The sequence below is a fragment of the Citrobacter europaeus genome (assembly GCF_037482245.1).
GTDB lineage: Bacteria > Pseudomonadota > Gammaproteobacteria > Enterobacterales > Enterobacteriaceae > Citrobacter > Citrobacter europaeus.
The window spans coordinates 4,035,342-4,050,014 of sequence record NZ_CP148084.1 but is presented as its reverse complement, the minus strand read 5'-3'; the positions used below and the strand labels follow the sequence as shown (position 1 = coordinate 4,050,014).

The 14,673-nt window shown below is 53.3% G+C and carries 13 protein-coding genes; 9 read left to right on the top strand and 4 right to left on the bottom strand.

Translation table 11 applies throughout. The features are described from left to right. Complete coding sequence (locus tag WHR59_RS19010) at positions 1-684, bottom strand: winged helix-turn-helix domain-containing protein (RefSeq protein ID WP_223306669.1); 684 nt, start codon at positions 682-684, stop codon at positions 1-3. A 750-nt stretch (positions 685-1,434) separates the two neighbouring features. On the opposite strand from WHR59_RS19010, the gene WHR59_RS19005 reads away from it, so the two are divergent. The 9 genes from WHR59_RS19005 to WHR59_RS18965 all read left to right on the top strand — a co-directional run bounded on the left by WHR59_RS19005 (position 1,435) and on the right by WHR59_RS18965 (position 10,538). Further along, positions 1,435-1,983: a fimbrial protein gene (locus WHR59_RS19005; RefSeq protein ID WP_006685982.1), complete on the top strand. Its 549-nt coding sequence runs from the start codon at positions 1,435-1,437 to the stop codon at positions 1,981-1,983. Between the two features lie 69 nt (positions 1,984-2,052). After that, positions 2,053-2,601, top strand: a complete 549-nt coding sequence (locus WHR59_RS19000; protein WP_043015228.1) for a fimbrial protein — start codon at positions 2,053-2,055, stop codon at positions 2,599-2,601. Between the two features lie 41 nt (positions 2,602-2,642). After that, a complete protein-coding gene (locus tag WHR59_RS18995; RefSeq protein WP_047406040.1) occupies positions 2,643-5,114 on the top strand; it encodes a fimbria/pilus outer membrane usher protein in 2,472 nt (823 codons plus the stop codon). 26 nt (positions 5,115-5,140) lie between these two features. Further along, complete coding sequence (locus WHR59_RS18990; RefSeq protein WP_043015230.1) at positions 5,141-5,917, top strand: fimbrial biogenesis chaperone; 777 nt, start codon at positions 5,141-5,143, stop codon at positions 5,915-5,917. 12 nt (positions 5,918-5,929) lie between these two features. Then, positions 5,930-6,535, top strand: a complete 606-nt coding sequence (locus tag WHR59_RS18985) for a fimbrial protein (protein ID WP_043015231.1) — start codon at positions 5,930-5,932, stop codon at positions 6,533-6,535. Next, complete coding sequence (locus WHR59_RS18980) at positions 6,532-7,596, top strand: fimbrial protein (protein WP_043015232.1); 1,065 nt, start codon at positions 6,532-6,534, stop codon at positions 7,594-7,596. The genes WHR59_RS18985 and WHR59_RS18980 overlap by 4 nt, the downstream gene beginning before the upstream one ends. A gap of 9 nt (positions 7,597-7,605) precedes the next feature. Next, positions 7,606-8,148, top strand: a complete 543-nt coding sequence (locus WHR59_RS18975; protein ID WP_043015233.1) for a fimbrial protein — start codon at positions 7,606-7,608, stop codon at positions 8,146-8,148. A 1-nt stretch (position 8,149) separates the two neighbouring features. Further along, positions 8,150-9,817, top strand: coding sequence for a PglL family O-oligosaccharyltransferase (locus WHR59_RS18970; RefSeq protein ID WP_338843379.1), 1,668 nt, complete (start codon positions 8,150-8,152; stop codon positions 9,815-9,817). A gap of 1 nt (position 9,818) precedes the next feature. Then, positions 9,819-10,538, top strand: a complete 720-nt coding sequence (locus WHR59_RS18965; protein WP_043015235.1) for an EAL domain-containing protein — start codon at positions 9,819-9,821, stop codon at positions 10,536-10,538. Between the two features lie 15 nt (positions 10,539-10,553). Here the strand turns inward: WHR59_RS18965 and WHR59_RS18960 are convergent, their stop codons facing one another. From WHR59_RS18960 to fadE, 3 genes are all read right to left on the bottom strand, one after another. Then, positions 10,554-10,964, bottom strand: coding sequence for a Spy/CpxP family protein refolding chaperone (locus WHR59_RS18960; RefSeq protein ID WP_075145166.1), 411 nt, complete (start codon positions 10,962-10,964; stop codon positions 10,554-10,556). 179 nt (positions 10,965-11,143) lie between these two features. Next, positions 11,144-11,911 (bottom strand): amidohydrolase, encoded by a 768-nt coding sequence (locus WHR59_RS18955; RefSeq protein WP_043015237.1) that lies wholly within the window; start codon positions 11,909-11,911, stop codon positions 11,144-11,146. Between the two features lie 110 nt (positions 11,912-12,021). Then, complete coding sequence (gene fadE, locus WHR59_RS18950; RefSeq protein ID WP_043015238.1) at positions 12,022-14,466, bottom strand: acyl-CoA dehydrogenase FadE; 2,445 nt, start codon at positions 14,464-14,466, stop codon at positions 12,022-12,024. Between the last annotated feature and the right edge of the window lie 207 nt (positions 14,467-14,673).

Below are 14,673 nucleotides of genomic sequence, written 5' to 3'. Positions count from 1 at the left end.
TCATTCCTCATGGTGGCGATACTGGCTGATGCAATGGTAATAGCCGAGGTTTAGCCCGCATTCAGCGGCAAACGACCACTCAACCAGATTATGGTTGCTCGCCCAGGTATTAAGGTACAGATCTTTTGGGTGCGAACAGTCGGGGTTGATACCTACGGACTTGAAAATATCCAGCGCTTTTTTTTCGGTTATGGTGTCAGTGAGAGCGTTTCCTAATATATGTACACGGCATTGCTCGTAGTCAATTGTTCGCAGGATCGCCGCGTCCGTCATGGCAATTTCATTGGGTATCCATGTTAACCACGCTGTCGCTACTACGGCGATGCCGGTAATTAACGCTGTTATCGCGACAGGCCACCGGTTTCGTTTCTTTTTGCTGGGCGTCGATGCAACATGGGCAATTCTGGTAGGCGCTTGTGCTTCTTCCAGTAGCTGAATATTGATATTGGCGTCGCCCATCCGAAATCCCATACGCGGAATGGTGACGATGAGTTCTGCAGGATGGCCCGTAGACGTTATTGCTTTGCGCAGAAATGAAATGTGCTGGTTGAGATTCGCATCCGTCGCTCTGGCGCCATTATGCTGGAAAACATTCAGCAGAATTTCATCGCGTGAGGATATCTCTTTACCATTTTGCAACAGATAGAGCAGTAATTGTGTTGCCGCATTGTTCAATGTGGCCATTTCACCAGATGCCAGGTCTTTTAGGGTATTTTTATGTGGTCTGAAAACTAAGCCATCACCAATAATTACGGATTTAATTTTGTTTATTGGTATATGAGAAATCACTGATGTCTCCTTTAAAGCAGGATATCTCGCATTCGAGTGGGGGAAGCAATAGCATAACATAATTCATTTATAAAAAATGGTTGTACCATAGATCGCTTTATTAATATTTATATAACAATCCTTTAATATCTCTTATAGACACCACCAATCTCCTTCCCCTCATTCACTATCTTATTGTCATTACTCGCTTTTGATATCCAATTTCATTTTTACAAAACTTTCATAAATACATTTTGCCCATTATTTGGCATAAATAAAAAAATAGTTGATAGATAAAAACTCTATAAAAACCATTAATAATAGATATTAACACTGACTTTTGCGTGTTTTATGGCGATTTTTTAGGTAAACGATCGGTCCTCAGACAGTGTTACAACACGATTCCCTGAGTTTGATTAATACCGGATTTTTGCATTGTGTCATTTTTTCGTCGACTTAATATAAGCCCCGAAACAGCGTAAACACCTGTGGACGGTATTTCGGATGGAATACCAATGAAGTTCAAAATACGGGGTGGCTTGAGATGGATTGTTTGCAAGGATATGCACTACCGCCGCCTGCAGATCAGGGTTTCCCTTGCATAAATTGTTTGCGGAAATAGATCGTCGGAATAACCAAAAAACAGATATAAGGTTAAGTAGTAATATGAAAATGAAAAACGTGGCTGTGGCCTGTGCGCTGATGGCGGGAATGACTTTTACTGCATCTTCTGCTTTCGCTGCAAAAAATGTTGAACCGACTAACGGTAAAATTCACTTCACTGGTTCTCTGGTTAATTCCGCGTGCGGTCTGGCCCCAGAATCCAGCCCGGTGCAGGTAAATTTTGGCGAAATCCCAACTTCTCAGTTAAAAGACAACCAACGTGCTGGCGTTAAGCATGCCAAAATCGTTCTGCAGGGCTGTGATACGACCGTTGCAAAAACGGCTACCGTGACCTATACCCCGGCAACAATTGATTCCGATAACAACGCGCTGGCTGCGTTCACCTCGGGTACTGCAAAGGGCGCGGGCATTGGTATGGTTGACAGTGGCAACCAGGACGTGGAATGGGGCAAAGCGGCCTCTCAGGTCAACATTACCGATGGCGAAACCGACATTGATTTCGTCGCTTACCTGCAGGCAAACAACGCATCTGCAGCGGTAACGCCGGGTGATTTCGAATCCACCGTTAATTTCCAGATCGACTACCAGTAACGATCTGCTGCGGGCGCAATTATGCGCCTGCTTAACCCTTCCTGCGAATAACTGAAAGGAAATGCGGTGATGCCTGGATGGCGTATTTTACTGCTTTTTATCTTCATATCGCCTGCATGGGTTTTGGCTGACACCCATCGTCTTGTCAGTACGCCCGGCAAAATGCGCATGCGGGGAAATATTATTGAGGCTGCCTGTTATGTCGATCCACGCGACCGGTCGCTACTAGTTGAATTTGATGACCTCTCTGCCAGAGATATTTCCGGAAAACCTGAAAAAGTATCTGCGCATGATTTCAGCATTCATTTGCTGGGATGTTCATTAGGGGATTCTCAACACCCCGGGAATCTGTTCCAGCGCGCCAATATTACCTTTTCCGGCGCAGCGGATAATGACAATCCTGATTATCTGAGCGTGCAATCGGAAACTGAAAATTTAGCAATAGAAATATATGACGGCAAAGGACAGCAAATTCATCTGGGCAAGCCATCACCGGACTATCTGCTTAACCCAGGAAAAAACACGCTCAACTTTACGGCTTATTTGATCTCGCGCGACGGAAGAATGACATCCGGCGAATTTACTGCGGTCACGCATTTTGTTGTGAATTATCTCTGAGCTGCACTGCAATTCGGGTATCTGAAGGTTTGCGAACGAAAATGATCACGCTGAAAACAGATAAAAAACGTCTGGCGCTTTTTATTGCTCTGGTCTGTGCCTCTTCATTGGTTGAAGCGGATGAGGCCATTGAATTTAATACCGACGTGCTGGATGCCAGCGACAGGCACAATGTCGATTTGCAGCGTTTTTCCGAAGGCAACTTTGTGACTCCCGGAGAATATCTGCTGGATGTTCGTATTAACAGCCAGGAGATTCCTCAGCAGTCGATCCGTTATATCGTTGATCCTGCCAACCCGCATAAATCCATGGCGTGTCTGACGCCGCAACAACTCGAATTACTGGCGCTCAAGGAAGAGGCGCTAACCTATATTCATCCGATTAGCGCGACCTGCTATGACATTTCCCGTCTGCCGGGTGTGGTGCTGAATAATAGCGCAGGCGTGCTGGATATTACCGTGCCTCAGGCATGGATGAAATATACCGATCCTGACTGGACGCCGCCAGAACGCTGGGATAACGGCGTCGCGGGGCTGATTTTTGACTACAGCGTCTCGGGCCAGGCCACACATTACGAGCAGGGCGGGGATCGCTATCGCTCTCTGTCCGGCTATGGGCAGACAGGCTTTAACCTCGGCGCGTGGCGTTTTCGCGGCCAGTATCAGGCCAATTACGCTTCGGATGATAATCGTGGCCGTATCGACTGGGATCAGATTTATGCCTATCGCCCGTTACCGATGCAGGCTGCAAAACTAACGGTCGGCGAAATCTATCTGAATTCTCAGGTTTTTGATTCGGTGCGTTTCACCGGGGCGAACCTCGCCAGCGACGAGCGTATGCTGCCACCGAATTTGCAGGGCTACGCGCCCGAAGTGCACGGCATCGCCCGCAGTAATGCGAAGGTCACCGTCAGCCAGCAGGGCCGTGTTATCTATCAAACTACCGTTCCTGCGGGGCCATTCAACATTCAGGATCTGCACGGTTCGGTACGCGGCACACTGGATGTTCGCGTCGAAGAGCAGGATGGCAGCGTACAAACCTTTCAGGTTAATACGGCTGATATACCTTACCTGACGCGCCCGGGCTATGTTCGCTACAACGCCGCGGTCGGTAAGCCATCGCGCTATAACCATGATGTTCAGGGGCCTGCGTTTTATAGCGGTGATTTCTCCTGGGGGGTCAGCAATGCGTGGTCGCTGTACGGCGGTGCGTTGCTCACTGGCGATCGTTATAACGCCTGGTCGATGGGAATTGGTCGGGATTTGAGCTGGCTGGGTGCGCTGTCGGCTGATGCGACGCAATCCGTGAGTCGTGTGAAGCATCAGGATGAACAAAAAGGGATGTCCTTTAAGCTCAGCTATGCCAAAACCTTTGATGAGTACAACAGCGCCATCACCTTTGCCGGTTACCGCTTCTCACAGCGTAACTTCCGCACTTTTTCGCAGTTCCTCGACGAGCAGTATGAAAATAACAATAGCGCTGGCAGCGAAAAAGAGATGTACACCATCACCGGCAACAAAACCTTCTTTGCCGACGATCCGCATTTAGCGACCACGCTGTACCTGACCTATACCCACCAGAACTATTGGGATCGCGGTTCGCAGGATCGTTATGGGTTATCGATGGGACACAGTTTTTCGTTCGCTGGCATTCAGGGCGTCAGCGCCAACCTTGCGGCTTACCGCTCTGAGTATCAGGGCAAACGGGACGACAGCCTCTCGCTTTCAATTTCGGTGCCATGGAGCGATGGCCGCTCTATGGATTATGAATTGCAGAACAGCGGCAACCAGACCAGCCAGATGGTTTCGTATTCAGATAACCGCGACCGTAACAATCCATGGCGTTTGCGCACAGGGGTTTCCGGTGAAGGACACACGGCGTTTGATGGTTATTACAAGCACCGCAGCATGATGGCGGAACTGGAATCTAACGTCAGCTGGCAGCAATCACGCTATTTCTCCGTTGGCGGCACGATGCGCGGCGGCTTTACCGCGACGCGTCATGGCGCGGCGCTGCACAACAGCCAGGCGTCAATGAACACTGCCAGGGTGATGGTTGATACCGATGGTGTGGCGAATGTGCCGCTGAACGGCGAACAGGCGCACTCAAACCGCTTCGGTATTGCCGTGGTACCGGACGTTGTCAGTTATCACAGCTTTGATACCCGTATCGATGTGGACGCAATGGACGAGGACATTTCCGCGACCAAAGCCATCATCACCAACACCCTGACGGAGGGGGCGATTGGCTACCAGCGTTTTGCCGTGGCGCAGGGGCAAAAAATGATGGCGCTGCTGCGCCTGAAGGATGGTTCGGTACCGCCGTTTGGCGCCGAAGTGTTTAACGCCAACGGCGTCAGCGTCGCCATGGTGATGGAAAACGGCATGGCCTGGATTGCGGGTGTGAATCCAGCCGAGCGTCTCTCTGTTGCCTGGGCTGGCCGTGCGCAGTGTCACTTACAGGTGCCGCAACAAATCAACCCGGAAGGTAACGTGCTGTTGCCTTGTGAATAATTTCAATAACCTGAATGAATTTTGTCATGAATAATCAAGCTTTTTACTCCGTGCAGCGTTGGCTGAAACCCGTGGCCTGCGGCCTGCTTTTTATTGCAGAGATCAACGCCTCATGGGCAGGTATCGCGCTCGACCGTACCCGCATGATCATCACCGGTGATGCGCGATCTGTCAGTGCGAACTTAACCAATACCAGTCCGAGCATTCCATTCCTGGCCCAGTCGTGGGTGGAAGACGCCACCGGAACAAAAATTACTTCGCCGCTGATGGTCTTACCGCCGCTGCAACGAATTAACGGCGGGCAAAAGGGGATTGCCCGGGTGACGAAAACCAGCGGGATTAACGCTCTGCCCCAGGATCGCGAGAGCCTGTTCTACCTGAACGTTCGTGAAATTCCGCCAAAGCCGGATAAGCCGAATGTGCTGCAACTGGCGATGCAGTCGCGCATCAAATTGTTCTACCGTCCGACTGCTATCGTGCCGGAAACACCTGGCGCCGTGTGGCAAAACCAACTGGTCTTTCACAAACAGGGCCAGCGCTGGAGTGTGGACAACCCAACGCCTTATTTTGTCACCTTAATCGGCTTAAGCCGCAAGCCAGAAACGCAGGGCGGCGGCAGATTGACCGACTTCCCAGGCGTTATGGTTTCACCAAAATCCTCTCTCGATTTCAGCGTGAACGACGGCAGCGTCAGTCAGTTCAGCATGATGTACGTGAACGATTTTGGCGGCCATCCCGAACTGAAATTCAGCTGCACAGGCAATGTGTGTAAAGCATTGCCGATGGAGCAGCAGCCCCGGTAACAGGAATCGTAAATGAAAAAGATGCTTTGCGCCCTGCTGATGGCGGGTATGGCCTGCCAGGCTCAGGCTACCAGTGGTCGCCAGGATATGAGCAACGTGTCCGGCGAGTATGGCAACGTCCGCTTTCATGGCCGGGTCTACGTTTCGCCGTGCGTGCTGGATATGGCTTCACGCGATCAGACCATCAATCTTGGTGATATTTCCGCCAGTCGGTTTCGCCAGGGCGGCGATCGCAGCGAGCCGGTGCTGGTTACGCTGTATCTGAACGGCTGCTTAAAAGGTTCCGGCCACACCTTAAGGGATTTCCCCGGACAGACCAGCGAAATGCCTGAGCTGGCGCACAGCACGGTGGAACGCGGCGTTTCGATGACGCTGATGGCTGAAGGCGCACCGGAAAACAGCGATCTGGGTCGTATTCGCGGTGATGTGCGCGGCGCGGGCATTCGGTTACTGACCGAACGCAACCAGTTGCTTCACCTGAACCAACCGCAACGCATGTGGATCCTCAAACCGGGCGATAACGCGATCCACTTTCTGGCCGCGCTGGAATCTTTTGGTCCAGAGGTGACCGCCGGAGAATTTAACGGCCTGGTCAGACTTAAGCTGGAGTATCTATGAGCATATTGCGCAACACGCTACTGTGGACGGCCCTGGCTGGTTGTCCGCTGGCCGGGCAGGCATTCACACAGGGGGAAGGTGAGCCGCAGGGAGGATCGCCGCATCAGTACGATATTGAACTGAACTCGCTGGATGTCAGCAAAAACCACGTTGGCGGCAGAACGGAGCCGTTCCCGTGGAATCTGGGCAGTTGGTATGTAGTGGATTTTCACTGCGAACAGGCTGACATCTCCCGACAACCGATTTACTACACCACCACGACCACGATGCCGCCTTCCAATCAGGGGGCGAACCGTTTTCGTTTAAACGAGTATCTGGATGTGGAAGTACAGGTGTGGGTCGCCGGGCGTTATAACAACTACGTTCAGGCGCCTTTTACCAATTTTTCAAATCGTTACAACGATCATAGCTGCAAAAAGCGCAAAGGCTACGAACGGGCTACCAACATAGAAAGTGGTTCAAAAGGGAAAGTGACGTTTATTGTCACTAAACCCATTATTAATGGCATCAATATTACCTCCCAGTCGCTGGTGGAGGTTGCCGGGCGTCTGGGGGATGCTGGCCCTACGCCGACAACGCCTATTTCCCGCGTGGTGATTAAATCCGGGCTGATTACCGTACCGGACAAATGCACCTTCAATCGGGGAGACAAAATCAGCATTGAGTTTGGCGATCTGCCTGGATCCGCTACAAAGCTCAACGGCACCAACTACAGCAAGCCAATCCCTATACATGTGGTGTGTGAAGGCGGCAGCTTCGATCAGGGCGCGCTGAATATCAATCTTGGCGTGCAAACGACCACGGCCTCAGGCACGGCGGGATTTAACGGTAATCTCCTCGGCACGTTAAGCGGCGGACAAAAACGCGACGATCTCGGCATTATGCTTAAAGACGAGAGCGGCGGCGCCGTCGTGCCCAATCAATTCTACAACGTGAAGGGGTTTTACCAGAATCAGGGCGACTGGAATCTCACCGCCGCACCGGTGGCTAAGCCGGGCGTGGGAAGCGTTAAGGAAGGTGAGTTTGAAGCCTCAGCCACCGTTGTTGCGCAGTTTCAGTAGGGGGATGCCATGAGATTTACGGCGTTAATCGCGACCGGAGTGCTACTGCTTGGCGGCACGGCGCAGGCCGATACCAAACTGGTCGGCGGCGATATGTATTTTCACGGCACCATCAGAGCGCTGGCCTGCAGCCTGGTCCCCGGTGGCGACAAAATCGAGGTCGATTTCAAGCAAATCGCGACGCAGGATCTCTATCTCTCGGGGCGCAGTAAGCCAGAAAAATTCAGTATCCAGTTACGCGACTGCAACCCTGAGGTTTTTCGCGGGATCTCGGTTACCTTCAGCGGTCGTGAGGATGCGGAGCTGGCCGATCATCTGGCGCTGGATCGCAGTGAACAAGGCGGCGCGTCAGGGATCGGTATTGGGATGAGCGAAGAGGACGGCACGGCAATCCGCCTTGATGAGAGCACGTCAGTCAAAGAGATAACGGAAGGCTCGATGACGCTGAATTTTTTGGCGTGGGTCGCGGCGGAGCCATCGGCGATAAAAAATCAGTCTCTCGAATACGGTCCGTTCAGCGCCAGCGGGACCTGGATACTGAACTACCAGTAGCATGATGAACGCACTGAATCGTATTGCGCCGCTGCCTGCGCAAAAATTATTGCTCGGTATTAGTCTGTTTTTCTGGTGCGGGGCAATGCATCTCTACTGGCCGAATAACGGCGGCAGCGGTCTGTCGTTACCGCTTAATATCACGAGCTGGATCTACGCCGTTGTGCTGGTTGCATGCGCATCAGTGCTGGTGCCTCATCAACGCTGGCGCATCACTGTACCTGCCACGGGGTTTACGATGGGGGCGCTCATTCTGACGCTGCTATGCCTGCTGACGCCTGATGTCTGGCAGTCCGAGGCCCTGCTGGTCGCGGGAGCCTTACTGGGAGGCGTTCTCGTCTATTTGGTGACGGTGCAAATTCCGCTTGCGGCACGATCCCTGACGACACTGCTGGCCTTGCTCTGGGGGGCGTGCGTCATTGAATGTCTGGCGTTTATGTATCAGTACTGGCATTGGCCGGGCGTTGATTACTGGGAGTTTGCCTGGCGGCGCAGCACGCGGCCCTACGGTATTTTTCAGCAGGTTAATCTGATGGCCAGCTTCACGGCCTGTGGCGTACTGCTGTCAGCCACGCTCTTTTTACGCCTGCGCGACGGGTATCGAATTGTCATCGGGGTTGGCCTGGTGATGATGGGATTTGTGCTGCATGAATCCCAGTCGCAAACCGGTTACCTCTCTGTGGCGGTCGGTGAAGTGCTGATGCTGATGGTTTTCCCGACGCAGCGCCGTCCGTTGTTGCTACTCCTGTTGCCGCTGGCGTCAGGCATGGCGGCGGGGTCGCTCGCCCGCCATTTTTTGTCCGTCGCTACGGTCGATCACTTCACCACTTCCCAGGTGCGCTGGACGGTGCTCAAAACGTCGCTGGCATTATTTGCCGAACGCCCGTGGACGGGGTGGGGCGTGGGCAGCTTTGCTTCTGTGTTTCTCGAACGCGCGGGGCCATTGGGGCTGAGCAGTATCTCGCATCCGCACAACGAACTGGTGTTATGGCTGGTGGAGGGCGGTCTGGTTGGGCTGGTGGGCGCGCTGTGTTTTATTGCGAGTGGTTTCTGGCTCTGGAAGCATGGGAATCGTTGGCGTCGCGCCTGTCTGGTGGCGGCGCTGCCGGTGGTGATTCATATGCTGACGGAATACCCCGTCAGGCAGTCAACGCCACACTGGTTACTGCTGATCCTGCTGCTTCGTTGTGCAGACCTCCCGTTAAAAGGGGCTCGCCTGACGCTTACGTCAACGTCGTTGTTGCGCGGACTGGCACTGATCTCGTTTTTGGCCTTCACACCATTGTTGCTTCTCTCGCTGCGCACGCAACAGCAATTGACGCTGGCGGAGCGGCAGTCAGCGCAGTGGCGTCTGGCTGAGTCGCTCCCTGTGGGAGGCTGGCTCCTTGCCACTCGCTACCGGTTTGATGTCCAGATGGGATATCTGCAACGCTATCAGCGCTCCCGGGATGCTCACTGGCTGGAAGCGGTCCGCCGCTGGGCGCCTGACTATGTGCGTGTTCACCCCGATCCGAACGTCTCTTTCACGCAAATCTTACTGGCGTTGCAGCAACGCGACCTGGTCGAGGCGCATCGTCTGGCGAGGCGCTTTTACCTGACGTATCCGAATGATCGCCGTATCCCGTGGCTGCAGGATGCACGACGTCCTTTTAATCAAAAAATGGAATGATATGAACAGACTCAGCGAACAGGCCCGCTATGTACCAGAGCTTCCCCGCAACGCCGAACTGCTGCGGATCACCGGGATCCGTTTGCAACGCATTCATTTTTTTGATGATCCATCGCTGGATGTCTGCGAGGTGTTAAGCCAGGTACGTACGCCGCTACCACTGGATCTTTTTTTCAAGCATCTTTCCATCACGGCAAAGCAGCAGCTATTCCTGTGGCAAATGCGGCGGGTGCTGGCACTCTCAGGAAGCTTTTCGCTGAATTTATCCGTCAGGATGTTGACCTGCCTGCCATGGATTGCGCAGCTCGCCCGGCAGGCGCATCAGGGGCGGATTGTTATCGAGATTCAGGATCCAGGCACCATGATGCGCCTGGAAAAGGCAGAACAGCAGACCGTATGCATGGCCGTAAAAACCCTGATACGCCATGGTTTTCGCGTGTGGCTGGATGACGTTTCACCCGAGCTATTTTTTGTCTGGCGGCTGTCTGGCATCCGTTTCGATGCCATCAAAATTGAAAGCGAAATGTTTCATCAGTTCAGGACATCGGAGTGGCAGTTGAGGGTACTGGTCAATCAATTTCGCGGGCTGGGAGACCGGGTTGTTGTCGAGGGAGTGGAAACGCCGCAGGATTATGCCATTTGCCGCATGAGCGGCGCAGACGCGGTGCAGGGATTTCTGTTTGAGCAGGAAGTCTTACCGAAAAGCCTGAACCATTGCTGATTCAGGCCCTGGTCATTACTCGCTCAGCGTCTGTGCGATATCTTTTTGCACCTGCTGGCGCTGTGCTGGGGTCAGCACTTTGTTCAGATCAAAATAGTATTTCACGCGATAATAACGTGCCTGTTGTTCGATGTTGCTGAACGCAGAAAGCTGTTTCTTGACGGCAGCTTCATCCCATTTCCCGGACTTGATGACGTCAATCAACGCGCCGTCTTTAACATCTTTCACCGAAATCTGGCTAACGTTGGTTTCAAGCTGCTGGTGCAGTTTTTTAATCTGCGCAACCTGGTCGGTGCTCAACTTAAGGTGCTGAACTATCGGATCCTGGGCGGGAGCCGGAACATTAGATGTCGTTGCTGCAAGCGTGCTAAAAGAAGCGCCAGCCACGGTAACTGCCAGCAAAGTCATGCGTATGAAGTTCTTCATTATTGAAATCCTGATAAGGGAATTATCGACATTGTCTGCCACTCGCTGGTTACGAGTGATTATCCTTTGCAGAATACGATGCCCGCCGCATGTCGCCACGCGAATTTGTTTTGCGGTTGGTTACGGAGTGAAACAATCCCGCCACGGAAAATGTTGTGCAGCGGGAGTGAAGGCGAGAGTTATAGCGTGAACGGGTCGGCGTCTTGCCAGGCGGGAAACTTCTCGCGATACTCGCGCAGCGCCGAGAGTGACAGTTCTGCGTCAATGCGTGTGGCCTGATGCGGCTCGGCGGTGGCAATAATCTCACCCTGCGGATTAATCACCCGGCTGTCACCGCGATAATGATGGCCGTTCCCGTCAGTGCCCACGCGGTTACATCCTGCTACATAAGCCTGGTTCTCAATCGCCCGTGCTGTGAGCAGAACCTGCCAGTGCAGCGAACGCGGCGCCGGCCAATTGGCGACATACAATGCCAGGTCGTAATCGTTGCGGTTGCGCGACCACACTGGAAAACGCAGGTCATAACAGACCAACGGTAGAATACGCCAGCCGCGCCATTCAAAAATAACCCGCGCGTCACCTGCCTGGTAATACTGATGCTCATCCGCCATGCGGAACAGATGGCGCTTATCATAGAAATGGACATGACCTTCGGGTTCGACCAGTAAAAAGCGGTTGACCGGGCCGCGTTCAGACTGGAGAGCGGCGCTGCCTGCAATGAGGGCGTTGGTCTGCTGCGCCTTAGCGCGCATCCAGCTTACAACCTCTTCCTGCGCCAGCGATTTACTTGCCGCTTCCATGGCAAATCCGCTGGTAAACATCTCGGGCAGCACAATGACATCACGTCCAGTGACGGTTTCCAGTTGACGGTCGAAATGGCGCAGGTTGGCCGGGCCATCCATCCAGATCAGCGGTTGTTGCAGCAGAGTAATTTTCAAACCAGGCACGATCGAGGCTCCTCGTTGAACAACATTTTGACACTGTAACATGAGCTTTAACGAAAATGTGGCAATAAAAAGCCCCGCATTAAGCGGGGCCCGGCATTGTGCGTATGTCGTTATGCGGCTTCGACTTTACGCACCTTCTCTGGCAACTTTACCGGCTGAGTTGCCAGCTCCTCGGGTTCAAAGTCATCCACGTTGATGCTGCGCAGACGGCTCGCCTCGGCTTTCACCAGAATCGCGGCTTCGTCTTTATCAATCAGCCCTTTAGCCAGCGCATTGTGCGCCAGTTCATCCAGGCGGGTAAACGGCAGGTTTTTACCCAGCTCTTTGCAGATCCGCTGGTGGATAGGGTCAGCTGCAATCACATCCAGCAGAGCCTCTTCCAGCAAACCAACCGGGTTATGCTCGCTTGGCGTCAGGTATTGACCACGACCAAGACGAGAACGGGTAGCGCTTGGAACCTGCAAAATCTTCGCGACTTTATGATCCAATTTGTCTGACGGTGCATGGTAGTGGCGACCGGTAGGGAAGATAACCACATTCAGCAAGCCAGCGACCAGACGGTTCGGGAAGTTTATCAGCAGGTCGTCCATCGCCTGTTCCGCTTTGTACAACGCATCCTGAACGCCCCAGTGAACCAACGGCAGGTCGGCTTCATTACGGCCTTCATCGTCATAACGTTTCAGTACCGCGGAGGCCAGATACAGCTGACTTAACACATCGCCCAGACGCGCGGAGATACGTTCACGGCGCTTCAGGCTACCGCCCAGTACGGCCATGGATACATCTGAAAGCAGTGCCAGGTTGGCGCTCAGACGGTTCAGGTGCTGGTAGTAACGTTTGGTCGCATCGCCGGTTGGCGTGCTGCTGGTTAAGCCGCGCGTCAGGCCAAGCCAGAAGCTGCGTACTTTGTTACTGCCGACGTGACCGATGTGTTTGAACAGCAGCTTATCGAACGCATTCACATCGTTACTCTGTGCCGCAGCCATCTCTTCCAGTACATACGGATGGCAGCGAATTGCACCCTGACCGAAGATCATCATGCTACGGGTCAGAATGTTGGCGCCTTCAACGGTAATAGCGATTGGCGCGCCCTGATAAGCACGGGCGAGGAAGTTGCTTTCGCCAAGCATAATGCCTTTACCGCCAGTGATATCCATGGCATCGATGATTGACTGCTGCCCACGGTGGGTACAGTGATACTTCACGATAGCCGACAGCACCGCCGGTTTTTCACCCAGCATAATACCGTAGGTAATCAGCGACGCCGCAGCATCCATCACGTAGGCGTTACCCGCAATACGCGCCAACGGCTCTTCAATACCTTCCATTTTGCCGATAGAGATTTTGAACTGGCGACGAATGTGCGCATACGCGCCGGTTGCCATCGCGACGGATTTCACGCCGCCCGTCGAGTTAGACGGCAGGGTAATACCGCGTCCCACGGACAGACATTCCACCAGCATGCGCCAGCCCTGACCGGCCATTTTCGGACCACCGATGATGTAATCAATCGGTACGAACACATCTTTACCGAGGGTCGGACCGTTCTGGAACGGTACGTTCAGCGGGAAGTGGCGACGCCCAATTTGTACGCCCGGCGTTGAGGTTGGGATCAGCGCACAGGTAATACCGAGATCTTCTTCACCACCCAGCAGTTTTTCCGGGTCGGAAAGTTTAAATGCCAGACCCAGTACGGTAGCGATAGGGGCCAGCGTAATATAACGTTTGTTCCAGGTCAGGCGCATACCCAGCACCTGCTGGCCCTGCCAGTCGCCCATACAAACTACGCCGGTATCAGGGATCGCGCCTGCGTCGGAGCCTGCTTCCGGGCTGGTCAGAGCAAAGCATGGGATCTCCTGACCGCGAGCCAGACGCGGCAGGTAATGATTTTTCTGCTCTTCGGTGCCGTAATGTTGCAGCAGTTCGCCTGGGCCTAACGAGTTAGGTACGCCAACGGTGATCGCCAGGATCCCGGATACGCCGGAGAGTTTCTGCAATACGCGAGCCTGAGCATAGGCGGAGAATTCCAGCCCGCCGTACTCTTTCTTAATGATCATCGCGAAGAAGCGGTGTTCTTTCAGATACGCCCACAGTTCCGGGGGCAGATCCGCGAGTTCATGGGTTATCTGGAAGTCGTTCGCCATGCGGCACGCTTCTTCCACCGGGCCGTCAATAAACGCTTGCTCTTCAGCAGTCAGATGCGGCTGAGGATAGTTATGCAGTTTTTTCCAGTCTGGCTTGCCCTGGAACAGGTCGCCTTCCCACCAGGTCGTACCGGCATCAATCGCTTCTTTCTCGGTGCGCGACATCGGCGGCATGACTTTACGGAAACCGCGGAACACCGGCGCAGAGATCATGGATTTGCGCATCGGCGTAAAGTTAAACGGTACGAGGATAATGGCCAGAGGAACCAGCAGCCAGACTGACCACAGGCCAGCCACGCCAAGCGCAGCCGTCCAGGCGAGCAAAATTAAGCTGCTGAGGAATAAGCTCACGCGGTGATAAAACAGAACGCTGAGCAGAACAACCGTAGCGATAATACTCAAAATCATCATAACGAAAAGCTCCCTTGCTTGTAGGAGGTCTGACCACTTGTGATGATATGGTTGTAGTGGATGTAAATTCTTTTAGCAATGTGTTTACAAAATAATTACAACAAAGCTCACATTGTTGCCGTTTTAACCGGCACAAAAAATCAAAAGCCGTAGCCATTCCTGTGGCTTGTACTTCTCGCTTGTAGCGCTATCCGGTACACTGCATCT